Raw genomic sequence first — 23109 nt, 5'->3', positions numbered from 1 at the left:
GCTAGTGGACTAGCTGCTTTTTAAGCAAGAAACGTGCCGTCGATAATGCTCAACGATGGTGCTTGCTGTTCAGTTTGTCGAGCAGGCGCTTCAGTTCTTCTTCCATGGTGGGCGACAGGTTGGCGAACCGGCAGCCGATCTGCACCTGTTCGCCCAGCAGGAAGGAGCGGAAGGTGCGCGCCAGGCGGATCTCCAGGTCGGCGATCATCACCGAGTCCGGACCCAGTTCCAGCCGCACGCGTTGCAGTTTGCGGCCGACGTGCAGGCCAACCGCGTCGCGCGGCGAGGCGCGCATGCCGACGCCGCCGGCGGAAAAATCGTACAGCTGCAATTCATACGGCTTGCCGTTCAGCACGAACGAGGCCATGTAGTAGACGCCCAGCGGCGTTTCCAGCCGCGCCGAGGCGCGCCGGTTCAGCACCAGGCACTTGAGCGGGAATTCCAGCGGAATCAGGGTCGGTTCGTTGGGCTTGGCGGCCCAGTCGGTCGAACTGAGCGTGAACTGCAGCTTGGCTGAACGCATCCAGGCGACAAAGACGGCGTCGCCCGGCGGCAGGAATTCGCCTTCATTGAGCTCCACCACGAACTGCGGATGCTCCGGATCGACCCATTTGATGCGCGCCATCACCACGTTGGTGGCGCTTTGCGGATAGATCGACACCGGCTCGCCGCTTTCGGCCAGCAAAGTGAGGGCATCGCCGATGTCATGTTCATCGGTCATGTCATGCGGCTTCGAACCCGTTGCGATTGGCTCCACAGCATCTTTTAGGGTGGGGGGCCCGCGACGGAATTCATTGGGTATAGGATCGTTCACGACGGCATATCTCTTTGGCAATGACTTCTATAATGCGAGGTCGATCTGCGCAGTTTACAGCGGATTGCGGTTTTTGGCTTGCAAAATAGCAAGAAATTTTGTCTGCCTGTGGTCAGAAGCGTTCATCCGGGCGCAAATACCGCCATTGGCCGACCGGCAGATCACCCAGTTTCACCTTGCCAATCCGCACCCGTTTCAAACCGACAACTTTCAAGCCGACCATGTCGCACATGCGGCGGATCTGGCGCTTCTTGCCTTCGCGCAGCGTGAAGCTGAGCTGGTCGTCATTCTGCCAGCGCACCTTGGCCGGCAGCAGCGGCTTGCCGTCCATCCACAGGCCGTGGTTGAGTTTCTTCAGGTCGCTGTCCGGCAGCTTGCCCGGCTTGGTGTACTCGACCCGCACCAGGTATTCCTTGTCGACGTCGGTATGTTCGCCGATCAGTTCCTTGGCCACGCGGCCGTCCTGGGTCAGCACCAGCAGGCCGACCGAGTCGATGTCCAGGCGGCCGGCCGGCACCAGCGAGCGCAACTGCGTCGGGTGGAACAGCTCCGGCGACGGATCGTCCGCCCAGCGGTTTTCCGGCTTGATCAGCACCACCGCCGGCTGGTAGCCGTCCTCGGCCTGGCCGCTGACATAGCCCATCGGCTTGTTGATCAGCACCGTCACGCGCTTGGACTGCTCGGCGGCCGCCTGCCGTTCGACCGTGACGTGCTGGCTCGGGTAAATCTTGGTGCCCAGCTCCGAGATGACTTTGCCGTCAACCCGGACCCAGCCGCGCGCGATCCATTCGTCGGCCTCGCGGCGCGAGCACAGGCCCAGTTCGGACATGCGTTTGGACAGGCGGAGTAATTCTTCAGACATGGGGAGACTCTTTGAAAACAGGGGTTAAACTTTGATGGCGTCCAGCAGGTCGGTTTCCAGCTGGATCTGGTTGCGGGCGTTATTCAGCGCCGGGCCGTCGATCAGGAACACGTCTTCCACCCGCTCGCCCAGCGTCATGACCTTGGCCGTGTGCAGGTTGATCTTGTATCTGGTCAGCACATTGGCGATCGCATACAGCAGGCCGGTGCGGTCGTTGGCCGCCACCGACAGCAGGTAGTACTGGCCCCGCTCGTCGGGACGCAGGTCGACCGTCGGCTGGATCGGGAAGGTGCGCGACAGGCGCGACAGCCGGCCCTTGCCCGGCGCCGGCAGCGGCTCGGGATGGGTCAGCAGGCCGCACAGCTCGTGCTCGATCAGGCTGATGATGTCGCGGTAGTTCTTGGCGAAATTCTGCTCGGTGACCAGGAAAGTGTCCAGCGCATAGCCGTGGCGCGTGGTGTGGATCTTGGCGTCGAGGATGGAGAAATTCTTGCGGTCGAAATAGCTGCAGATGCGCGCGAACAGGTCCGGCTGATCCTTGATGTAGACCGCGATCTGCAAGCCTTCGCCGATCGGCGCCAGGCGGCACTTGACCACCGGCGACTCGCTGTTGAAGCGCTCGTACAGCGCGCGCGTCTGCCAGGCGATGTCGGACGCGTCGTGGCGCAGGAAATAGGCGACGTCGAGCTGCTTCCAGAACGGCTCGTGCGCGTGGGCATCCAGGCCGTACAGGCGCAAGGTGGCCAGCGCCTCGTCCTGGCGGTTGCGCAGTTCGTTGGCGGCGCTGTGTGGTTCGCCGCCCAGCACCCGCAGCGTGATCTTGTACAGGTCTTCCAGCAGCTTGGCCTTCCAGGCGTTCCACACTTTCGGGCTGGTGCCGCGGATGTCGGCCACCGTCAGCAGGTACAGGCCGGTCAGGTGGCGCTCGTCGCCGACCACCTTGGCAAACGCCTGGATCACGTCCGGATCGGACAGGTCCTGCTTCTGCGCCACTTGCGACATGGTCAGGTGGTTCTCGACCAGGAACACCACCAGTTCGGTGTCCTCGGCGCTCATGCCGTGCTCCAGGCAGAACTGTTCGGCGTCGGCCATGCCCAGCTTGGAGTGGTCGCCGCCGCGGCCCTTGGCGATATCATGGAACAGCGCCGCCAGGAACAGCACCCACGGCTTGGGGAAGTTGGCCATCAGCTGGCTGCAGAACGGGTATTCGTGCGCATGCTCGGCCATCGTGAAGCGGCGCATATTGCGCACCACCATCAGGATGTGCTGGTCCACCGTGTAGACGTGGAACAGGTCGTGCTGCATCTGGCCGACGATCTTGCGGAAATTGGGCAGGTAGCGGCCCAGGATCGACAGGTCGTTCATGCGGCGCAGCGCGTGGATGATGCCGCGCGGCGCCTGCATGATCTGCAGGAACAGCGAGCGGTTGAGCGGATCGGCGCGGAAGGCGGCGTCGATCTGGAAGCGCTCGTGCCACAGCGCGCGGGTGGTGCGCGCCGTCATGCCCTTGATGGCCGGCCGCTCGGTCATCAGCAGGAAAATTTCCAGCATGGCCGACGGCGTTTTCTCGAAGGTGTCGTCTTCGGCGATGTCGATCAGGCCGTTGACGTCGTTGAAGCGGGCGTTGATCGGCGCCGCCACGCCGTCCTGCGGGAACAGCCGCTCCTCGATGTTCTGCAGCAGGATGGTGTTGAGCTGGGTGACGGTCTTGGCGGCCCAGTAGTAGCGCTGCATCAGGTATTCGCTGGCGCGGCGCATGTTGACGCCGCTGCCGGTGGCGGTCAGGCCGAGCGATTCGGCGATCGCGGTCTGGACGTCGAACACCAGCCGGTCTTCGCGGCGGCCGGCGTGCAGGTGCAGGCGCACGCGGATGTCCTTGAAGGCGCGTTCCTTTTCCATCAGCTGGCGCGCCTCGGTCTGCGTGATCAGGCCGCTGGTGGCGAGCGTGCGCCACGAACTGGCCAGGCCGGCCGCCTTTACGAGCCACAGGATCACCTGCAGGTCGCGCAGGCCGCCCGGGCTTTCCTTGCAGTTCGGCTCCAGGCTGAAGGCGGTGTCCTCATACTTGGCGTGGCGCTGCTTCATCTCCAGCACCTTGGCGTGGTAGAAGGCGCGCGGGTCCATCGCGGCGTCGTAGCGCTGCTGCAGCTCGGCGAACAGCTGCTCGTCGCCGCAGATGATGCGCGCCTCCAGCAGGCTGGTCTGCACCGTGATGTCGGCCGCCGATTCGGTCAGGCACTCGTCCACCGTGCGGATGCTATGGCCTATTTCCAGGCCCAGGTCCCACAGCAGCTGCACCAGCTCTTCCAGCCTGGCCGTGGTGGCCGCGTCCGGCGCCTGCTGCAGCAGGATCAGCAGGTCGACGTCGGAATACGGGAACAGCTCGCCGCGGCCGTAGCCGCCGACGCCGACCAGCGCGGTCTGCGCCGGCAGGCCGGCCGCATGCCAGGCGGTGGTCAACACCGCATCGACGCTCTGGCGCAGGCTGCGCAGCAGCTTTTCCGGCTTGCCGTCTTCCTTGAAGGCGGCAATGACGACCTGGCGGTCGGCCTTCAGCTGGCGCTTGAGCTGCTCGCGCAATTGGTTCCTCATCACGGCCGCGTTCACGGGATTACGCTGCCTTGGCGGCCATGCCGGTGACGAACGCCGGCGGCGGCGGGCTGCCGGCCGACAGCGTCAGCACCTCGTAGCCGGTGTCGGTCACCAGCAGCATGTGTTCCCACTGCGCCGACAGGCTGCGGTCCTTGGTTTTGATGGTCCAGCCGTCGCCCATTTCGCGGATTTCGCGGCGGCCGGCGTTGATCATCGGCTCGATGGTAAAGACCATGCCGGCTTCCAGCTTGACGCCGGTGCCTGGCTTGCCGTAGTGCAGCACCTGCGGCTCTTCGTGAAACACCTTGCCGATGCCGTGGCCGCAGAACTCGCGCACCACGCTGTAGCCGGCTTTTTCGGCGTGCTGCTGGATGGCGTGGCCGATGTCGCCCAGCGTGGCGCCCGGCTTGACCTGCTCGATGCCCAGCCACATGCATTCATAGGTGATGTCGGACAGGCGCTTGGCCAGGATCGACGGTTCGCCAATGAAGAACATGCGGCTGTTGTCGCCATGGTAGCCGTCCTTGATGACGGTGATGTCGAGGTTGACCACGTCGCCATTCTTTAAAACTTTATCGCCCGGAATGCCGTGGCAGATGACGTCGTTGACCGAGGTGCAGATGGCTTTCGGATAGGGCGTGTAGCCCGGCGGGCTGTAGTTCAGCGGCGCCGGAATGGTGCCCTGGACGTTGACCATGTATTCATGGCACAGGCGGTCCAGTTCGCCGGTGGTGACGCCCGGCTTGACGAACGGCGTGATGTAGTCCAGCACTTCGGAGCCGAGGCGGCCGGCAATGCGCATGCCTTCGATATCTTCGGCGGTTTTGATGGTAATAGACATAGTGGATCGCAATCAGCTAGGTAAACGGTGAACGCGCCAACCGCGCCGGCCGCAGACAGAAGCGGGGCGCGTGGCGTGCAATATATGGAAATTATAAACGACGCCGGGGCTGGCGGTGTGGCCCCGGCCGAGCCGGGCGTCAGGCGGCCGGGTTGGCGGCGGCTTGGGCGGCCGCCCTGGCGCGGCGGCGCGCCAGCCAGCCCACCAGGCCGAGGCCGCTGACCAGCATGGCCCAGGTGTCGGCTTCCGGCACTGGTGCGGCTACGCCGTCGACGCCATCCGCGCCCGCGCCTCCGGGGCCGAAGCGGTGCGCCATGTCGCGGGCTCGCTGCTCGGCGTCAGCCAGAGTGGCGCCGTCGGGCACGAAATCGTCCAGGCCCAGGTCGGACATGGTGCGGGCCAGGCGGCTCGTCACGTCACCGAGCTCTGGCGCGTCGGCGTCGACTAGACTGATGTCGGAAAACTCCTGCGGCTTTTTGGGTGGCTTGGCTTGCGCCACGGCCGGCGCCAGGCGCGTGATGCGGCTGACGTTGCCGCAGATTTTGGGCACCAGGATGCAGTGTTCACCTTGGCAATACACGGCGGCCGGCTCGACGCGCTGTTCGGACCACTTGGTGCGGGTCACGGTGCCGCAGACCGACGCGGCGCCGAAATGCATGTCGCGGATGGTGGTGTCGTACTGGCTCTTGCCGGCGATATGGTCGCGGGTGATGCTGACGGTGTCGTCCGGCTGGTGGTCTGCCAGGCGGCGCTTGAGCGTGCTGCGCACGCTTTCCGGAATGTCGGTGTAGCGGTCGATGGCGGCAGACATGCTGCCGGTGTACGGATTGCGGCCAGGATGATCCCAGGAGCAACTAGGCTGTATGGCAGCCGCGAGCGCGGTGGCTAATAGTAACGACATGATGGCGATCTTTCGGAAACGACGCTATCGCATGGGCTGGGCGCAACGAATATTAAATCATCGGAATTAATTAAGTGCGATAATATTACAGTTTCTGCATCTTTTGAGTAAGAAAGGTGAGATTTTTTGATGTTCCGCAACATCTTGGTGCGGTCGCACACATATGGGGCGCGGGCTGTCAGAGTGAGAAATCTTGCGCAAGTGGCTGTTTTTAGGGTAGAATATCGGGTTGCTTGAATTTGGTCTAAGCAATGTTGTTAATTTCATTTATAAACTCGAATCCGGTCAACAAGGGTGCCAGGCATAGCCAGGTCACAGATCGGATTCCGGAACTAACCCTGGAGTAAATTATGTCCGTAACTATGCGCGAAATGCTGGAAGCCGGTGTCCACTTCGGTCACCAAACCCGTTTCTGGAACCCAAAGATGGCACCGTTCATCTTCGGTCACCGTAACAAGATCCATATCATCAACTTGGAAAAGACGATGGCTATGTATCAAGATGCGATGAAACACGTGAAACAGGTTGCTGCCAACCGTGGCACCATCCTGATGGTCGGCACCAAGCGTCAAGCACGCGATATCATCGCTGCCGAAGCGGCACGCGCAGGCGTTCCTTTCGTTGACCAGCGCTGGCTGGGCGGCATGCTGACCAACTTCAAAACCATCAAGACCTCGATCAAGCGCCTGAAAGACATGGAAGCTACGGTTGCCGATGGTTCGGTTGAAAAGCTGTCGAAAAAAGAAGCGCTGATGTTCCAACGCGAAATCGTCAAGCTGCAAAAATCGATCGGCGGCATCAAAGACATGGGCGGCGTTCCTGACGCAATCTTCGTCGTTGACGTTGGCTACCATAAAGGCGCCATCACCGAAGCCGCAAAACTGGGCATCCCAGTGATCGGCGTGGTCGATACCAACCACTCGCCAGAAGGCGTGCAGTACGTAATTCCAGGCAATGATGACTCGTCGAAAGCCATCACGCTGTACGCCCGCGGCGTTGCAGATGCGATCCTGGAAGGCCGTGCCGCTGCCGGTAACGAAGTCGTTGAAATGGTGAAAGCCGCAGCCGGCGACGAATTCGTCGAAGTCAGCGAACAAGCTTAATCGTTCCTGATTGGCTGTAAGGAAAAAGGGGTGGCCAACAGCTCCCCCTTTTTTTTAACGTAAATGGTTAGAGCATCTTGCTCACCACCCCGAATACCGATTATCAGATCGAAATACAGGAGAAACACATGGCAGCTATTACCGCAGCAATGGTAGGCGAACTGCGCGCGAAAACCGACGCGCCAATGATGGAATGCAAAAAAGCACTGACCGAAGCCGAAGGCGACATGGGTCGTGCGGAAGAGATCCTGCGCGTCAAGCTGGGTGGCAAGGCTGGTAAAGCCGCCAGCCGCATCACCGCCGAAGGCGTGGTCGCGACCTACATCGCCAACGGCGTCGGCGCCCTGGTGGAAGTGAACTCGGAGACCGACTTCGTTGCGAAAAACGACGACTTCCTGAACCTGGCCAACACCGCCGCCCGTCTGGTGGCTGAAAAGAACCCGGCCGACGTGGCTGCCCTGCTGGCCCTGCCAGCTGGCGACGACGGCAAAACGCTGGACGAAGTGCGCGCTGCCCTGATCGGTAAAATCGGCGAAAACATGTCGATCCGCCGCTTCCAGCGTTTCGAAACCACCGCCAAACTGGCGTCGTACCTGCACGGCACCCGCATCGGCGTGATGGTGGAATTCGACGGCGCCGACGAACAAGTCGGTAAAGACGTGGCCATGCACATCGCGGCCATGAAGCCAGTGTCGCTGTCGGCGGACCAGGTTCCTGCCGAACTGATCGAAAAAGAGCGTTCGGTGGCCAAGCTGAAGGCTGACGAAGACGCCGCTGCCGCTGTTGCCGCTGGCAAACCAGTTCAGCCTGCCGACATCGTCGCCAAGCGTCTGGAAGGCTCGGTCCAGAAGTACCTGAAAGAAGTCTCGCTGCTGAACCAGGCTTTCGTGAAAAACGACAAGCAATCGATCGAGCAGATGCTGAAAGAAAAATCGACCACCGTGAAAGCGTTCGTGATGTACGTGGTGGGCGAGGGCATCGAGAAGAAGGTGGACGACTTCGCCGCTGAAGTGGCTGCGCAAGTAGCCGCTTCCAAAGGAGCGTAATACAGAAAACGGGCCGAGAGGCCCGTTTTTTTAAGCCCGCAGTAGAACGCGGCGCCGGGCAAGGTATCATAGCGCCGCAGACTTAACCCCCGAATAACCCCTTAAAGGAGCCCCGTCTCATGTCCAAACCAGCCTACAAGCGCGTCCTCCTCAAATTGTCCGGCGAAGCCCTGATGGGCGATGATCCTTACGGCATCAATCGCGCCACGATCGAACGGACGGTGGCCGATGTGGCCGAGGTCGCGAAACTGGGCGTGGAACTGGCGATCGTCATTGGCGGCGGCAACATCTTCCGTGGTGTGGCGCCCGGCGCCCAAGGCATGGACCGCGCCACCGCCGACTACATGGGCATGCTGGCCACGGTGATGAACGCGCTGGCCCTAGCCGACGCCATGCGCCATGTCGGCGTCACCGCGCGCGTGATGTCGGCGATCGGCATCGAACAGGTGGTCGAGCCGTATGTGCGCCCGAAAGCGCTGCAGTACCTGGAAGAAGGCAAGGTCGTGGTGTTCGCGGCCGGCACCGGCAACCCGTTCTTCACCACCGACACCGCCGCGGCGCTGCGCGGTTCGGAAGTGAGCGCGGAGATCGTGCTGAAAGCCACCAAGGTGGATGGCGTGTACACTGCCGATCCAAAGAAAGACCCGAACGCCACGCTGTACCACTCGATCAGCTTCGATGAAGCGATTTCCAAGCACTTGCAGGTCATGGACGCGACCGCCTTCGCGCTGTGCCGCGACCAGAAACTGCCGATCAAGGTGTTCTCCATCACCAAGCCGGGCGCGCTGATGCGCGTCATCATGGGCGAGGATGAAGGTACACTGGTTCACGTTTAAATTTAGATATTTCAGATATACAGGAGAGCAGCAATGTCCGCAGCTGACGTTAAAAAGAACGCCCAAGACCGCATGACCAAATCGCTGGAAACCCTGCGCGGTGACCTGGCCAAAGTCCGTACCGGCCGTGCCCACACCGGCATCCTCGACCACGTGACGGTGGACTACTACGGTAGCCCGACCGCCATCAGCCAGGTGGCCAACCTGACCTTGGTCGACGCCCGCACCATCGGCGTGCAGCCGTTTGAAAAGAAAATGGCCGGCGCAATTGAAAAAGCCATCCGCGACGCCGACCTGGGCCTGAACCCGGCCGCGCAGGGCGACATGATCCGCGTGCCGACCCCGCCGCTGACCGAAGAACGCCGCAAGGAAATGGTCAAGCTGGCCAAGGGCGAAGCGGAAGACGCCAAAGTCGCCGTGCGCAACATCCGCCGCGACGCCAACGAAGGCTTGAAAAAGCTGGTCAAGGACAAGGCGATTTCGGAAGACGACGAGCGTCGTGGCACCGACGAAATCCAGAAACTTACCGACAAGTTCATTGCCGACATCGACAAGATGGTCAGCGAAAAAGAAAAAGAAATCCTGACGGTGTAAGCCACTGGCTGCGCCACGTCATTCCCGCGTACGCGGGAATCCATGGGCCGCGTGGCGACACGCTCAGCATGGATTCCCGCCTTCGCGGGAATGACGTTTCTGTGGGCGCAACTTGTCTTTTTGCCTCACACCTGCAATACTTTATACTTTGGCATCGACGTTTTCATGAAATATACGAGTTCGACTACCGAGGTTCCAGACGCACCTGCCGTACCGCGCCATGTGGCCATCATCATGGACGGCAACGGACGCTGGGCCACCAAGCGCTTCCTGCCGCGGGTGGCCGGACACGCCAAGGGCGTGGACGCCGTGCGCACCGCAGTCGAGTCCTGCGCCCGCCGCGGCGTCGACTATCTGACCTTGTTCGCCTTCAGCTCCGAAAACTGGCGTCGCCCGGAAGAAGAAGTGTCCCTGCTGATGCGCCTGTTCGTGACGGCGCTGGAACGCGAAGTCTCCAAACTGCACACCAATAATATCCGCCTGCGCGTCGTGGGCGACCTCAGCCGCGCCGACCAGAAGCTGCAAGGCATGATCGCCGCCGCCGAGCGCAAGACCGCCGCCAACACCGGCATGACCTTGACCGTCTGCTTCAACTACGGCGGCCGCTGGGACATCATGCAAGCCGTCGCGCAGATGGTCAAAGCCCATCCCGGCGCGAGCGACTTCACCGAAGAACAACTGGCGCCGCACCTGGTCATGGCCTACGCGCCCGAGCCCGACCTGTTCATCCGCACCGGCGGCGAACAGCGCATTTCCAATTTCCTGCTGTGGCAGCTGGCGTATACCGAGCTGTTCTTCACCGACACGTACTGGCCGGATTTCTCCGCCGCGTGTCTCGACGAGGCGATCGCCTCCTACCAGCACCGCGAGCGGCGATTCGGCCGCACCGGCGCGCAACTGGCTGAAAAGACAAACTGATGCTGAAAACGAGGATTATTACCGCTGTGGTGTTACTGGCGGTGCTGCTGCCGGTCCTGTTCTTCAACTATTTCCCCGCGTTTGCCCTGGTGGTGACGCTGTTTGTCGGCGCCGCCGTGTGGGAAGGCGCCCGTTTGTTCGGCTTGGGCGAAAGCCGCGCGCGCGTGGCCGGCTTTATCGGCGGCGCGCTGTTCGTGGCGCTGATGTACTCGGCCAAGCCGGGTGCGGTCAACGCGCTGTATGGCGTGGCCGCCTTGCTGTGGCTGATCCGCTACGCGCCGACGCTGGGCCTCGGCCTGCCGCCGCTGGCCGGCGCCGCCAACTGGTCGCTGGCGATCACCTTTACCTTTGCCGTGTTTGCCGCCTTCTTCGCGCTGGTCGGCCTGTACCTGAAGTCGCCGCTGTATTTGCTGTCGGTGATGGTGCTGGTGTGGATCGCCGACATCGGCGCCTACTTCTCCGGCAAGGCCTTCGGCAAGCGCAAGCTGGCGCCGAGCATTTCCCCGGGCAAGTCGTGGGAAGGGGCGATCGGCGGCGCGATTGCGGTGCTGGTGCTGGCTTCGCTGTCGATCATGCTGGCCAACGGCGCCGCGCCGTGGCTGCAGGACACCTTCGCCTGGAAGCTGCAGGCCCGCTTCGGCTGGGCGCCGGCGCTGCTGGTGCTGCTGGTGATCGTGATCTTCTCCGTCATCGGCGACCTGTTCGAATCCCAACTCAAGCGTCGCGCCGGCATCAAGGACAGCAGCAACCTGCTGCCTGGCCACGGCGGCGTGCTGGATCGCGTAGACGCGCTGATCCCGGTGCTGCCGATGGCCGCGCTGGTCACGTCCTGGCTCTGAAAGAATTCCCATGCAACGTATTACCGTTTTAGGCGCCACCGGTTCGATCGGCGTATCCACGCTGGACGTGGTGGCGCGCCATCCCGGCCGCTATGCCGTCTACGCGCTGTCGGCCCACAGCCGGGTCGAAGAACTGGCCGCGCAGTGCGTGCAGTTCCGTCCAGCGCGCGCGGTGGTCGGCACCGCCGCCGCCGCCGACCGCCTGGCGGCGCTGCTGCGCGCCGCCGGCGTCAAGACCGAAGTGGAGTGGGGCGAGCAAGCCCTGTGCAGTATCGCCAGCGCGCCGGAAGTCGACAGCGTGATGGCCGCCATCGTTGGCGCGGCCGGCCTGGCGCCGACCTTGGCCGCAGCGCGCGCCGGCAAGAAGATCCTGCTGGCCAACAAGGAAGCGCTGGTCATGTCCGGCCAGCTGTTCATGGACGCCGTGCGCGAATCGGGCGCGGTGCTGCTGCCGATCGACAGCGAACATAACGCCATCTTCCAGTCGATGCCGCAATTCGGCGGCCGCGTGCCGGCGGTGCGCGAGCAGGCGGCCGGCGTCGCCAAGATTTTGCTGACCGCGTCCGGCGGGCCGTTCCTGACGCGCGACGTCGCCACGCTGGACGCGGTGACGCCGGAGCAGGCCTGCAAGCACCCCAACTGGTCGATGGGCCGCAAGATTTCGGTCGATTCGGCGACCATGATGAACAAGGGCCTGGAAGTGATCGAGGCGCACTGGCTGTTCGGCGCGCCGGCCGACCAGATCGAAGTGGTGATCCATCCGCAGTCGGTGATCCACTCGATGGTGTCCTACGTCGACGGCTCGGTGCTGGCGCAGCTGGGCAACCCGGACATGCGCACGCCGATCGCCCACGCGCTGGCCTACCCGGAGCGCATCGCTTCCGGCGTGGCCCAGCTGGACCTGACCCAGATCGCCACGCTGCAATTTGAACAGCCGGACTTCACCCGCTTCCCGTGCCTGGCGCTGGCGTTCGACGCCCTGCGCGCCGGCGGCACCGCCCCGGCGCTGCTGAACGCGGCCAACGAAGTGGCGGTACAAGCCTTCCTCGACCGCAAGATCGGCTTCCGCCAGATCGACCGCGTGATTGCGCAAGTGGTGGACACGCTGCCGCACGGCGATGCCCACAGCATCGACGCCGTGCTGGCGCAGGACGCCGCCGCGCGCGCCGCCGCCGAAGCCTGCATCGCCGGACTGGCCGCATGATCTTCCTGCAAAAAGTGCTGGCGTTTGTCTTCTGCCTGGGGTCCCTGGTGGTGCTGCACGAGCTGGGACATTACCTGGTGGCGCGCTGGTGCGGCGTCAAGGTGCTGCGCTTTTCGGTCGGCATGGGACCGGTGGTGTGGTCGCGCCGCTTCGGCAAGGACCAGACCGAATGGGCGATTTCCGCGCTGCCGCTGGGCGGCTACGTCAAGATGCTGGACGCCCGAGAAGGCGAACTGGCCGGCTTGCCGGAGTCGGACCTGCGCCGCGAATTCACGCGCCAGAACGTGTGGAAGCGCATCGCCATCGTGGCCGCCGGCCCGATCGCCAACTTCCTGGTCGCCATCGCGCTGTACGCCGGCCTGTTCATGCACGGCGTGGAAGAACCCACCAGCAAGATCAGCGTCAAGGCCGAGAGCCAGGCCTGGCAGGCCGGCCTGCGCAGCGGCGACAACGTGGTGTCGATCAACGAACAACCGGTGCACGTGTGGTCCGAGCTGCGCTGGCAACTGGTGCAGGCCGCCATCGACAAACAGTCGGTGCGGGTGGCGCTGGAACGCGCAGGGCAGGGCCACGTCAACCTGACGCTGGCCGCCAGCGCGCTGCAAGGCCTGAACCTGGAAGGCGATGTGCCGGGCCAATTGGGCCTGGACGTGGCGCGGCCGTTGCCGGTGGTGCTGCGCGTGCTGCCGGGCGGTCCGGCCGAACGCGCCGGCCTGCAGGCTGGCGATCTGCTGACCGCCGTCGACGGCGTGGCGGTCGATAACAGCCCGGCCTTCATTGAAAAAATCAGCGCGGCGCCCGGCAAGCCGGTGCTGCTGGCGATGCAGCGTCACGGCCAGCCGCTGACGGTCAGCGTGGTGCCGGCGGCGGTGGAAGCAAAAACCGCTCAAGGAACTGTAACAGTCGGTAAGATCAACGCCGAGATTGCAAACCGCCCGGATATGATCAAGGTGCCATCATCCCCTCCCGCTGCAGTCGCCAAGGCGGTCGCGCGGGTCTGGGAGACTTGTACGATGACGCTGAAAATGATCGGCAAAATGGTCACCGGCGAGGTCTCGCTGAAGAATGTGACGGGGCCGATCACCATCGCCGATTATGCCGGCCAGACCGCGCAGATGGGCCTGGAGTATTACCTGAGCTTTGTCGCCTTCATCAGCATCAGTCTGGGTGTGATGAATTTGCTGCCGATTCCCGTTCTAGACGGGGGGCATTTGCTGTATTATTCGCTGGAAGTTTTAACTGGGCGTTCTGTGCCGGAGCGCGTTGGTGACATCGCGCAGCGTCTCGGCATGGGCTTGTTATTGAGCCTGATGCTGCTGGCGGTGTTTAACGACGTTGCCCGGCTGCTGTAGCTGTACTGTGTAGTTCTCGTTGATTAGCCATTGAAACCGATGAAAAGATATTCTGATCGTATTACCTCTACTTCCTTGCGCCGCAGCCTGATCGGCGCCGCTGTCCTGGCACTGTGCAGCGGCAGCGCGCTCGCTGTCGAGCCCTTCGTCATCAAAGATATCCGAATCGAAGGCATTCAGCGTACGGAAGCCGGTACGGTCTTCAGCTATCTGCCGGTGCGTGTCGGCGAAACCTTCAACGACGACAAATCGATCACTGCCATCAAGGCGCTGTATGCCACCGGTTTCTTCAAGGACGTCAAGCTGGAACAGGACGGCCAGGTGCTGGTGGTGCTGGTCGAGGAACGCCCGGCCATCGCCAAGGTGGACTTCACCGGCACCAAGGAATTTGAAAAAGATGTGCTGATCAAGGCGCTGAAGGACATCGGCGTCGGCGAAGCCAAGACCTTCGAAAAAGCCTCGGTCGATCGCGCCGAGCAGGAATTGAAGCGCCAGTATCTGTCGCACGGCCTGTATGGCGTCAAGGTGGAAACCACCGTCACGCCGCTGGAACGCAACCGCGTCAACATCAACTTCGTGGTCGACGAGGGCGAGATCGCCAAGATCAAAGAGATCAACATCGTCGGCAACAAGGTGTTCTCCGACAAGGAGCTGAAGGAAAACCTGGCGCTCAATACCGGCGGCTGGTTCAGCTGGTACACCAAGGCCAACCAGTACTCCAAGACCAAGCTGACCGGCGACATCGAGTCGCTCAAGTCCTTCTATCTGAACCGCGGCTACATCAGCATGAACATCGATTCCACCCAGGTCTCGATCACGCCCGACAAGAAGGACATCTACATCACCATCAACATCACCGAGGGTGAGCAGTACAAGGTCAAGAACATCAAGTTCGAAGGCGAGACCTTCGGCCGCGAAGAAGAACTGCGGTCGCTGGTGCTGCTGCGCAGCGGCCAGACCTATTCGGGCGAGCTGCTGACCGCCACCAACAAACTGATTTCGGACCGCCTGGGCACCTTCGGCTACGCGTTTGCCAACGTTAATGCGTCGCCCGACATCGATGTCGAGAAGCGCGAAGTGTCGTTCACCTTCTTCATCGATCCGGGCAAGCGCGCCTACGTGCGCCACATGAACATCGCCGGCAACACCTCGACCCGCGACGAAGTGATCCGCCGCGAGTTCCGCCAGTTCGAATCGAGCTGGTACGACGCCAACAAGATCAAGCTGTCGCGCGACCGCGTCGACCGCCTGGGCTATTTCAAGGACGTGACAGTCGATACGCCGGAAGCGCAAGGCACTTCGGACCAGGTGGACGTCAACCTGACCGTGACCGAACGTCCGACCGGTAACTTCCAGATCGGCGGCGCGTTCTCGCAGTCGGAGAAGTTCTCGTTCCAGGCGGCGGTCCAGCAGGCCAACTTCGCCGGTTCCGGCACCACCGTGGGCCTGGAGCTGAATACCTCGAAATACAGCCGCACGATTTCGTTCTCGCAGACCGACCCGTACTACACCGATGACGGCGTCTCGCGCGGCTACGAGCTGTATCTGCGCACGCAACAGCCGCCGGCGCTGAACATCGGTTCCTACACGATTAAACAGCAGGGTGGCCGCATCAGCTACGGCGTGCCGTTCTCGGAAGTCGACACCGTGTTCTTCGGCATCGGCCTGGAACGCTCGAAGATCACCACCGACGCCACTTCGCCGACCCGCTTCCGCGAATACGTGACCACCATTACCGGCATCGCCAACGGTATCGGCACCGCCGCCACCAACGCCGTGCCGCTGACCATGGCGTGGGCGCGCGACAGCCGCGATTCGGCGGTGACGCCAACCATCGGCCGCTACCAGCGCGCCAACCTGGAGCTGGATCTGGTCGGCCAGCAGAAATACTACCGCGCCGTCTACGAGCAGCAGTGGTACAAGCCGCTGTTCTCGAAAGTGACGCTGGCGTTGAAGGGCGAGTTCGACTACGGCCATGGCATCGGCAACAGCAGCTACCCGGTGTTCAAGAACTTCTACGCCGGCGGTATCGGTTCGGTGCGCGGCTACCTGAGCTCGTCGCTGGGCGCGGTCGACTACACCTATGGCGATGCGCTGGGCGGCGCGTCGCGTATCATCGGCAATGCCGAGCTGCAGCTGCCGTTCCCAGGCTCCGGCCAGGACCGCAGCCTGCGCTGGTTCGGCTTCCTCGATACCGGCCAGGTCTACCAGGAAGGTCAGAAGATGCGCGCTTCCGAGCTGCGCTACTCGACCGGTCTGGGCATCAGCTGGATTTCGCCCGTGGGTCCGCTGAAACTGAGTTATGCTAAGCCGTTGAACGCCAAGACCGGCGACCGCCTGGAGCGCTTCCAGTTCCAGATGGGGACTGGGTTCTAATACGGCTTCTAACACGGCCGCCAATGCATAAAAGTAATATTTTTTATTTCGGAGAAATAAGTTGAAGACCGCATCCGCAACCATGACCAAATATTTCGCCATGCTGGCACTGGGCTGGTGTGCATTGGCGCCGGTGCAGGCCCAGACCTCGGCCTCGCGCATTGCCTGGATTAGCCCGGAGCGCATCTACAACGAATCCAAGCTGGCAAAGCTGGCCGAAGAAAAGCTCAAGGAAGAGTTCAAGGGCCGCGAGAAGGCCATGAGCGAGATGGCGGCGCGGCTGAAGACGGCGTCGGACAAGCTGGAGGCGGATGCGCCGACCCTGACCGAGGCCGACCGCATCAAGCGCCAGCGCGACGTGTTTGAGCTGGACAAGGAATACCAGCGCCGCCAGCGCGAATTCCGCGAAGACGTCAGCCAGCGCACCAACGAGGAGCGCCAGGCGATTTCGGAAAAGGCCACCAAGATCATCAAGCAGCTGGCCAATGTCGAAGGCTTTGACATTGTGCTGCAGGATGCCGTCTGGGCCAGCAGCCGCATCGACATCACCGAGAAGGTGCTCGCTGCGCTGGATAAAGACAAGTAAAACTCAAGATTGGATCACCCGATGGGCACTCGACTAGGAGCATTGGTCGAACGCTTGGGCGGACAGCTGGTAGGCGATGCGAACCTGGAAGTGTCCGGGATCGCGCCACTGGCCGATGCAGGCGTTTCGCACATCAGCTTTCTCAGTAATAGCAAACTGCGCGCCGAGGCGTTGCAGAGCAAGGCGGCGGCGCTCATCGTGTCGGCCGCCGATGACGCTTTTATCGCCGCCGGCTACCACGGTGCGCGCATCGTCGTCCCGAATCCGTATGTGTACTTCGCCCGCGCGGCCCAGTATTTCGAATCCCTGACAGCGATCGTGCCGCCGGCCGGCGTGCATGCGTCGGCGGTGGTGGCCGATAGCGCGCAGGTGGCGGCTTCCGCCCACATCGGCGCGCGCGCGGTGATCGAAGACGGCGCCGTGATCGGCGAGCACGCGGTGATCGGCGCCGGCTGCTATGTGGGCCGCGAGGCGGTGGTGGGCGAGGGCACGCAGTTCTTCGCCAACGTCACCTTCCACGCGCGCTGCCAGATCGGCAAGCGCGGCATCATTCACTCGGGCGCGGTGATCGGCACCGACGGCTTTGGCTTTGCCAACGAGGGCGGCGTCTACATCAAGATTCCGCAGACCGGCCGCGTGATGATCGGCGACGATGTCGACATCGGCGCCAACACCACCATCGACCGCGGCGCGCTGGCCGATACGATTATCGAAGATGGCGTCAAGCTGGATAACCAGATCCAGATCGGCCACAACTGCCATATCGGCGCGCACACGGCGATGGCCGGCTGCGTCGGCGTGGCCGGCAGCGCCAAGATCGGCAAGTACTGCACCTTCGGCGGCGCCGCCATGGTGCTCGGGCACCTGACCATCGTCGACAAGGTGCACGTGGGCTCGGGCTCGATGGTGTCGCGCTCGATCCTGGAACCTGGCCAGTACACCGGCTTCTACCCGCTGGCGAAAAACGCCGACTGGGAAAAATCGGCGGCGATTGTCCGCAATTTGTCCGCCATGCGCGATAAAATCCGCGCGCTGGAAAAAACTATTAAAACACGAACTGAAAACGAATCATGACCACTACTCCCGACACCGCCGCCGCCAAGACCATGGACATCTGCGAGATCAAGGCCTATCTGCCGCACCGCTATCCGATGCTGCTGGTCGACCGCGTGCTCGCCTATGAAGAGAACAAGTCCATCACCGCCATCAAGAACGTGACCGTCAACGAAGAATTTTTCAACGGCCACTTCCCGCACAAGCCGGTCATGCCGGGCGTGCTGATGATCGAAGCGATGGCGCAGACCGCGGCGCTGCTGTCGTTCAAGACCATGGGCATCAAGCCGGATGAGAACTCGGTGGTGTATTTCGTCGGCATCGACGGCGCGCGCTTCAAGCGTCCGGTCGGTCCTGGCGACCAGCTGAAAATGGACATCGAGATCCTGCGCGTCGCGCGCGGCATCTGGAAATACAAGGCGGTCGGCTCGGTCGACGGCCAGGTGGCGGTGGAGGCGGAACTGATGTGCACCATCCGCAGCAGCACCGACGCCTCGCAGCCAGCCGCAGGACAGTAATCATGGCCAAGATACACGCCACCGCTGTCGTCGACAGCAAGGCCGAACTGCACGACAGCGTGGAGATCGGCCCGTACTCCGTGGTCGGCCCGCACGTCGTCATCGGTTCCGGTACGGTGGTCGGCCCGCACGTGGTGATCGAAGGTCATACGACCATCGGCAGCGACAACAAGTTCTTCCAGTTCTCGTCGATCGGCGCCGCGCCGCAGGACAAGAAGTGGAGCGGCGAGCCGACCCGCCTGACCATCGGCGACCGCAACACCATCCGCGAATTCTGCACCTTCAACACCGGCACGGTGCAGGACAAGGGCGTAACCTCGCTCGGCAACGACAACTGGATTTCGGCCTACGTCCACCTCGCGCATGACTGCGTGGTGGGCAGCAACACGATCTTCTCGAACAACGCGCAGATCGCCGGCCACGTGGAAATCGGCGACTGGGTGATCATGAGCGGCTTCGCCAACGTGCACCAGTTCTGCAAGATCGGCGCGCACGCGTTTGTCGGCATGAGCACCTCGCTGACGCAGGACGTGCCGCCGTTCGTGCTGTTGAACGGTAATCCGGCATCGGCGCACGGCGTCAATATCGAAGGCCTGAAACGGCGCGGCTTTACGCGCGAGCAGATCAACGGCATCCGCGCAGCCTACAAGATTATCTACCGCTCCGGCCATACGCTGGAAGAAGCCAAGGCGGCGCTGATTGCCGAGGAAGCCACCGTGCCGGCCGACGTGGCGCTGCACATGCGCGCCATGCGCGAGTTCCTGGATACCGCGAGCCGTGGCATCGTCCGCTGACACCCCGCTGTCCCTGGCCCTGGTGGCCGGCGAGCCGTCCGGCGACATGCTGGCGGCTCGTTTGCTTTCGGGCCTGCGTCCGCACCTGCCGGACGCGCGCTTCCACGGCATCGGCGGACCGCAGATGATGGCGCAGGGCTTCGAATCGCACTGGCCGATGGACCAGCTGACCGTGCGCGGCCTGCTGCCGGTGCTGCTGCGCTACCGCGAACTGAAAGGCATCCAGAGTGCACTGCGCGACCAGCTGCTGGCCGACCGCCCGGCCGCCTTCATCGGCGCCGACTATCCTGGCTTTAACCTCGGGCTGGAGATGCAGCTGAAGGACGCCGGCATTCCGACCGTGCATTACATCGGGCCGCAGATCTGGGCCTGGCGCGGTGGCCGCATCAAGAAGATCATTAAGGCGGTATCACATATGCTGGTGGTGTTCCCGTTCGAGGAAGAGATTTATAAAAAGGCCGGCGTACCAGTCAGCTATGTCGGCCATCCGCTGGCCGAACTGATTCCGCTGGCGCCGGACGAAGGCGCGGCGCGGCGCGCGCTCGGTTTGCCGGAAGACGCCAATGTGGTCGCCATCATGCCGGGCAGCCGCATGTCGGAGATCAAGTACAACACGGTGGCCTTCGTGCAGGCGGCGCGGCTGCTGAAAATCCGCGAACGCTCGTTGAAGTTTGTCGTGCCGATGGCCGGCGAACGCCAGCGCGCGTACTTCCTGGAGCTGATCGCGCAGGCGGGCTTGCAGGACGTCGCGCTGCAACTGCTGGACGGCCAGTCGCACACCGCGATTGCGGCGGCCGATGCGGTGATGGTGGCCTCCGGCACGGCGTCGCTGGAAGTGGCGCTGTTCAAGAAGCCGATGGTGATCGCCTACAAGATGGCGGAACTGGAGTGGCAGATCCTGCGCCACTTCGGCTACCAGCCGTGGATCGGCATGCCGAACATCCTGGCGCGCGAATTCCTGGTGCCCGAACTGCTGCAACACGCCGCCAGCCCGGAAGCGCTGGCGGAAGCGATGTGGAAGCAGTTGAGCGATGCCCCGCACCGCCTGCGGCTGGCGCAGCGCTTCACCGACATGCATCACAGCCTGTTGCGCAACAGCGCGGAGGAGAGCGCGGCGGCGGTATTGAAAGTAATCGGCGCTTGAGTGTCGCTCCCGCGTATGCGGGAGCCCATGCCTAGCGTCCCCGGTCATCGTAGTATGGATTCCCGCCTGCGCGGGAATGACGGAATGAAGAGCAACTAACGTGATAAATCAAAACCTCGGCCTGTTTGACGACCTGCCGGCATCGGCCGATGAAATCATCTGCGGCGTGGACGAAGCGGGCCGCGGGCCGCTGGCCGGCCCGGTGTTTGCGGCCGCCGTCATCCTCGACGTGTCGCGTCCCATCGAAGGCCTGCGCGATTCGAAAAAGCTGACTGAAGCCAAACGCGACATGCTGGCGCCGCTGATCAAGCAGCACGCGCTGGCGTGGGCGATTGCCGAAGCGTCGGAAGAAGAAATCGACAAACTGAATATCCTGCAGGCGTCGATGCTGGCCATGCGCCGCGCAGTGGAAGCGCTGAGCACCGTGCCGACCCTGGCCCTGATCGACGGCAACCGCTGCCCGGTCATGAAAATCCAGAGCATCGCCATCATCGGCGGCGACGACAAGGTAGACGCCATCTCGGCCGCCTCGATCCTGGCCAAGACCGCGCGCGACGCCGCGCTGGTGCTGCTGCATCAGCGCTATCCGGAATACTGCTTCGACCAGCACAAGGGCTACGGCACCGCGCTGCACCTGGAGCGCCTGCGCGCGCACGGCCCGTCGCCAGTGCATCGCCGCTCGTTTGCGCCGGTGCGCGCGCTGCTGGAGGTAAGCCTGTGAAGACGATTACCTCGCGCGACAACGTCCAATACAAGGAACTGGTCAAGCTGGCCGGCAGCCAGTCGGCGCGCCGCAAGGCCGGCCGCACGCTGCTGGACGGCGTGCACCTGTGCCAATCGTTCCTGCAACTGCGCGGCATGCCGGAGCAGTGCGTGGTCAGCGAAAGCGCGCTGCACAATCCGGAAGTGATGGACATCGTCGGTCAGCTGGAAGCGCAACGCGCGCACGTGCTGGCGCTGCCGGATGCGCTGTACAACGGCATCAGCCAGGTCGAGCATGGCGTCGGCGTGATGTTCTCGATCGCCACGCCGGAACGCGAGGTGACGGCGCCGGTGAGCGTATCGGCGGTGCTGCTGGACGGCGTGCAGGACCCCGGCAACGTCGGCTCCATCCTGCGCAGCGCGGCGGCGGCGGGCGTGACGCAAGTGTATTGCAGCGCCGGTACCGCATTCTGCTGGTCGCCGAAAGTGCTGCGCGCCGCAATGGGTGCGCACTTCGTGCTGGATATTTTTGAAAACGTCGACCTGGCGGACCTGGTCCGCAACGCCAAGGTGCAGACGCTGGCCACCAGCGGCTATGCGACCCAGCGCCTGTACGACGTCGACCTGCGCACGCCGACCGCCTGGCTGTTCGGCCACGAAGGCCAGGGCGTGGCGGACGATTTGCTGTCGATGGCCACCCACCAGGTAGTGATCCCGCATCTTGGACAGGTGGAATCGCTCAACGTGGCCGCCTGCGCGGCAGTATGCTTTTTCGAGCAAGTCAGGCAGAATCTGACGTAAGCACATTCTGGAGCCGTCATGGATATCGCGCAGCTGCACTTTCTGGTAGCCGAAGGGGATCAGGTTCAACGCCATGCGCTGGCTGATATCCTGGTGCACCTCGGTGTCGGCCGCATCACGCAGGCACCGGACGGCCACACGGCGCTGCGCCACTTCAGCGCCGGCATCACGCCGCCGGTGGACATCGCCATCATCGACCTGGCCTTGCCGGGCATGGACGCGCTGGAATTGATACGCCGCCTCGGCGAAGCGCACTGCAAGGCCGGCGTGATCGTGGTCGGCGCGCAGACCAACGCGGTGCTGTTCTCGGTGGAGACCATGGCCGACGCGTATGGCGTCTACGTGCTGGGCGCGATCTGCAAGCCGGTGATCGGCAGCCAGCTGACGGCGCTGATCCAGAACTATCTGCAACCGTCCGAAGCGCATGCCTTGCACGAGGCGCCGCCGACGCTGTCGTTCGCGCAAGTGGGTCAGGGCTTGCAGAACCGCGAATTCGATCCCTACTTTCAACCCAAGATCGAGCTGGAAACCGGGCAGGTGAAAGGCCTGGAGATGTTCGCGCGCTGGCGTCATCCGCTGTACGGCGTGCTGGGACCGGCGTCCTTCATGCCGGCGCTGGAAGAAGCGCGGCGCGTCGATTTCCTCGACTGGACCATGATCGAGAAGTCAGTGCTTGCATGCCGCAAGCTGCACGACCTGGGCATACCGATTTCGGTGTCCATCAATGTGGACCACAGCACGCTGGCGCACCCGCAGTTCATGGACCAGATCACGTCCTGCCTTGAGCGCCACCAGATCATGTCCGACTACATCACCTTCGAGATGACCGAGTCGGCGGTGCTGAGCACCGACGCCCACTTCCTCGAACGCCTGCTGCGCCTGCGCATGAAAGGCTTCGGACTGGCGATCGACGACTACGGGACTGGCCGCAGCAACCTGCAACTGCTGGCGCGCATCCCGTTCTCGGAACTGAAGATCGATCGCAGCTTCGTTGACGGCGCATCCAAGCGCGCCGCCATCGGCACCGTGCTGCGCTCCTGCCTGAACCTGGCGCGCAGCCTGGATCGCCGCTCGGTGGCGGTAGGCGTGGAGACCAAGCAGGATTGGGACTTCCTGCAAGGTCTGGGCTGCACCTACGCTCAGGGCTACTACATCGCCAAGCCGATGCCGGTGGAAGACTTCCCGGCCTGGCTGGCCGACTGGCAGCATTTCTTCTGACCGCCATCAAATACA

General features: G+C 63.0%; 22 protein-coding genes. 17 read left to right on the top strand and 5 right to left on the bottom strand.

Annotated elements, in window-relative coordinates; translation table 11 throughout:
- Nucleotides 1-49: 49 nt before the first annotated feature.
- The 5 genes from GTP55_RS17540 to GTP55_RS17520 all read right to left on the bottom strand — a co-directional run bounded on the left by GTP55_RS17540 (nt 50) and on the right by GTP55_RS17520 (nt 6010).
- Complete coding sequence (locus GTP55_RS17540) at nt 50-721, bottom strand: flagellar brake protein (protein ID WP_161046156.1); 672 nt, start codon at nt 719-721, stop codon at nt 50-52.
- Between the two features lie 205 nt (nt 722-926).
- Entirely contained in the window at nt 927-1676 is a 750-nt protein-coding gene (locus tag GTP55_RS17535) for a pseudouridine synthase (RefSeq protein WP_202423753.1), read from the bottom strand.
- A 24-nt stretch (nt 1677-1700) separates the two neighbouring features.
- Entirely contained in the window at nt 1701-4268 is a 2568-nt protein-coding gene (locus tag GTP55_RS17530; RefSeq protein ID WP_161046155.1) for a [protein-PII] uridylyltransferase, read from the bottom strand.
- Nucleotides 4269-4287: 19 nt separating this feature from the next.
- Nucleotides 4288-5109 (bottom strand): type I methionyl aminopeptidase, encoded by an 822-nt coding sequence (gene map, locus GTP55_RS17525; RefSeq protein ID WP_161046154.1) that lies wholly within the window; start codon nt 5107-5109, stop codon nt 4288-4290.
- Between the two features lie 139 nt (nt 5110-5248).
- Nucleotides 5249-6010 carry an MHFG family PEP-CTERM protein gene (locus tag GTP55_RS17520; RefSeq protein ID WP_161046153.1) on the bottom strand — a complete coding sequence of 254 codons (762 nt, stop codon included), beginning with the start codon at nt 6008-6010 and terminating at the stop codon, nt 5249-5251.
- A 350-nt stretch (nt 6011-6360) separates the two neighbouring features.
- On the opposite strand from GTP55_RS17520, the gene rpsB reads away from it, so the two are divergent.
- The 17 genes from rpsB to GTP55_RS17435 all read left to right on the top strand — a co-directional run bounded on the left by rpsB (nt 6361) and on the right by GTP55_RS17435 (nt 23094).
- A complete protein-coding gene (gene rpsB / locus GTP55_RS17515; RefSeq protein WP_161046152.1) occupies nt 6361-7113 on the top strand; it encodes a 30S ribosomal protein S2 in 753 nt (250 codons plus the stop codon).
- Between the two features lie 128 nt (nt 7114-7241).
- The gene (gene tsf / locus GTP55_RS17510) at nt 7242-8159 is read left to right on the top strand and encodes a translation elongation factor Ts (protein ID WP_110849721.1); all 918 of its coding nucleotides are present in this window, start codon (nt 7242-7244) and stop codon (nt 8157-8159) included.
- 119 nt (nt 8160-8278) lie between these two features.
- Nucleotides 8279-8995, top strand: a complete 717-nt coding sequence (gene pyrH, locus GTP55_RS17505) for a UMP kinase (RefSeq protein ID WP_161046151.1) — start codon at nt 8279-8281, stop codon at nt 8993-8995.
- Nucleotides 8996-9028: 33 nt separating this feature from the next.
- Nucleotides 9029-9589: a ribosome recycling factor gene (gene frr / locus GTP55_RS17500; protein ID WP_161046150.1), complete on the top strand. Its 561-nt coding sequence runs from the start codon at nt 9029-9031 to the stop codon at nt 9587-9589.
- A gap of 165 nt (nt 9590-9754) precedes the next feature.
- Entirely contained in the window at nt 9755-10507 is a 753-nt protein-coding gene (uppS, locus tag GTP55_RS17495; protein ID WP_161046149.1) for a polyprenyl diphosphate synthase, read from the top strand.
- Nucleotides 10507-11346 carry a phosphatidate cytidylyltransferase gene (locus GTP55_RS17490; protein WP_161046148.1) on the top strand — a complete coding sequence of 280 codons (840 nt, stop codon included), beginning with the start codon at nt 10507-10509 and terminating at the stop codon, nt 11344-11346. The genes uppS and GTP55_RS17490 overlap by 1 nt, the downstream gene beginning before the upstream one ends.
- 10 nt (nt 11347-11356) lie before the next feature.
- A complete protein-coding gene (gene ispC, locus GTP55_RS17485; protein WP_161046147.1) occupies nt 11357-12550 on the top strand; it encodes a 1-deoxy-D-xylulose-5-phosphate reductoisomerase in 1194 nt (397 codons plus the stop codon).
- A complete protein-coding gene (gene rseP / locus GTP55_RS17480) occupies nt 12547-13902 on the top strand; it encodes an RIP metalloprotease RseP (RefSeq protein WP_161046146.1) in 1356 nt (451 codons plus the stop codon). Before ispC ends, rseP begins: the two co-directional genes overlap by 4 nt.
- Before the next feature lie 39 nt (nt 13903-13941).
- On the top strand, nt 13942-16278 hold the full coding sequence (gene bamA, locus GTP55_RS17475; protein WP_161046145.1) for an outer membrane protein assembly factor BamA: 2337 nt from the start codon (nt 13942-13944) through the stop codon (nt 16276-16278).
- 61 nt (nt 16279-16339) lie between these two features.
- Nucleotides 16340-16864: an OmpH/Skp family outer membrane protein gene (locus GTP55_RS17470; protein ID WP_229258019.1), complete on the top strand. Its 525-nt coding sequence runs from the start codon at nt 16340-16342 to the stop codon at nt 16862-16864.
- Nucleotides 16865-16885: 21 nt separating this feature from the next.
- A complete protein-coding gene (gene lpxD, locus GTP55_RS17465; RefSeq protein ID WP_110849730.1) occupies nt 16886-17938 on the top strand; it encodes a UDP-3-O-(3-hydroxymyristoyl)glucosamine N-acyltransferase in 1053 nt (350 codons plus the stop codon).
- Nucleotides 17935-18435 (top strand): 3-hydroxyacyl-ACP dehydratase FabZ, encoded by a 501-nt coding sequence (gene fabZ / locus GTP55_RS17460; RefSeq protein WP_161046144.1) that lies wholly within the window; start codon nt 17935-17937, stop codon nt 18433-18435. The genes lpxD and fabZ overlap by 4 nt, the downstream gene beginning before the upstream one ends.
- A 2-nt stretch (nt 18436-18437) precedes the next feature.
- Nucleotides 18438-19229, top strand: coding sequence for an acyl-ACP--UDP-N-acetylglucosamine O-acyltransferase (gene lpxA / locus GTP55_RS17455; RefSeq protein WP_161046143.1), 792 nt, complete (start codon nt 18438-18440; stop codon nt 19227-19229).
- On the top strand, nt 19213-20373 hold the full coding sequence (lpxB, locus tag GTP55_RS17450; protein WP_161046142.1) for a lipid-A-disaccharide synthase: 1161 nt from the start codon (nt 19213-19215) through the stop codon (nt 20371-20373). The genes lpxA and lpxB overlap by 17 nt, the downstream gene beginning before the upstream one ends.
- Nucleotides 20374-20473: 100 nt before the next feature.
- Nucleotides 20474-21094: a ribonuclease HII gene (rnhB, locus tag GTP55_RS17445; RefSeq protein ID WP_161046141.1), complete on the top strand. Its 621-nt coding sequence runs from the start codon at nt 20474-20476 to the stop codon at nt 21092-21094.
- Nucleotides 21091-21876: a TrmH family RNA methyltransferase gene (locus GTP55_RS17440; protein WP_161046140.1), complete on the top strand. Its 786-nt coding sequence runs from the start codon at nt 21091-21093 to the stop codon at nt 21874-21876. The genes rnhB and GTP55_RS17440 overlap by 4 nt, the downstream gene beginning before the upstream one ends.
- Before the next feature lie 18 nt (nt 21877-21894).
- A complete protein-coding gene (locus GTP55_RS17435; RefSeq protein ID WP_161046139.1) occupies nt 21895-23094 on the top strand; it encodes an EAL domain-containing response regulator in 1200 nt (399 codons plus the stop codon).
- The last annotated feature ends 15 nt before the right edge of the window (nt 23095-23109 follow it).

The sequence above is a fragment of the Duganella margarita genome (assembly GCF_009857535.1).
GTDB lineage: Bacteria > Pseudomonadota > Gammaproteobacteria > Burkholderiales > Burkholderiaceae_D > Rugamonas > Rugamonas margarita.
This window is presented reverse-complemented; position numbering and strand designations above follow the sequence as displayed.

What these genes read in the sequence shown, in the direction of transcription:
- GTP55_RS17540 (WP_161046156.1), bottom strand. Translation starts at nt 721, where the DNA reads ATGACCGATGAACATGACATCGGCGATGCCCTCACTTTGCTGGCCGAA.
- GTP55_RS17535 (WP_202423753.1), bottom strand. Translation starts at nt 1,676, where the DNA reads ATGTCTGAAGAATTACTCCGCCTGTCCAAACGCATGTCCGAACTGGGC.
- GTP55_RS17530 (WP_161046155.1), bottom strand. Translation starts at nt 4,268, where the DNA reads ATGAGGAACCAATTGCGCGAGCAGCTCAAGCGCCAGCTGAAGGCCGAC.
- map (WP_161046154.1), bottom strand. Translation starts at nt 5,109, where the DNA reads ATGTCTATTACCATCAAAACCGCCGAAGATATCGAAGGCATGCGCATT.
- GTP55_RS17520 (WP_161046153.1), bottom strand. Translation starts at nt 6,010, where the DNA reads ATGTCGTTACTATTAGCCACCGCGCTCGCGGCTGCCATACAGCCTAGT.
- rpsB (WP_161046152.1), top strand. Translation starts at nt 6,361, where the DNA reads ATGTCCGTAACTATGCGCGAAATGCTGGAAGCCGGTGTCCACTTCGGT.
- tsf (WP_110849721.1), top strand. Translation starts at nt 7,242, where the DNA reads ATGGCAGCTATTACCGCAGCAATGGTAGGCGAACTGCGCGCGAAAACC.
- pyrH (WP_161046151.1), top strand. Translation starts at nt 8,279, where the DNA reads ATGTCCAAACCAGCCTACAAGCGCGTCCTCCTCAAATTGTCCGGCGAA.
- frr (WP_161046150.1), top strand. Translation starts at nt 9,029, where the DNA reads ATGTCCGCAGCTGACGTTAAAAAGAACGCCCAAGACCGCATGACCAAA.
- uppS (WP_161046149.1), top strand. Translation starts at nt 9,755, where the DNA reads ATGAAATATACGAGTTCGACTACCGAGGTTCCAGACGCACCTGCCGTA.
- GTP55_RS17490 (WP_161046148.1), top strand. Translation starts at nt 10,507, where the DNA reads ATGCTGAAAACGAGGATTATTACCGCTGTGGTGTTACTGGCGGTGCTG.
- ispC (WP_161046147.1), top strand. Translation starts at nt 11,357, where the DNA reads ATGCAACGTATTACCGTTTTAGGCGCCACCGGTTCGATCGGCGTATCC.
- rseP (WP_161046146.1), top strand. Translation starts at nt 12,547, where the DNA reads ATGATCTTCCTGCAAAAAGTGCTGGCGTTTGTCTTCTGCCTGGGGTCC.
- bamA (WP_161046145.1), top strand. Translation starts at nt 13,942, where the DNA reads ATGAAAAGATATTCTGATCGTATTACCTCTACTTCCTTGCGCCGCAGC.
- lpxD (WP_110849730.1), top strand. Translation starts at nt 16,886, where the DNA reads ATGGGCACTCGACTAGGAGCATTGGTCGAACGCTTGGGCGGACAGCTG.
- fabZ (WP_161046144.1), top strand. Translation starts at nt 17,935, where the DNA reads ATGACCACTACTCCCGACACCGCCGCCGCCAAGACCATGGACATCTGC.
- lpxA (WP_161046143.1), top strand. Translation starts at nt 18,438, where the DNA reads ATGGCCAAGATACACGCCACCGCTGTCGTCGACAGCAAGGCCGAACTG.
- GTP55_RS17435 (WP_161046139.1), top strand. Translation starts at nt 21,895, where the DNA reads ATGGATATCGCGCAGCTGCACTTTCTGGTAGCCGAAGGGGATCAGGTT.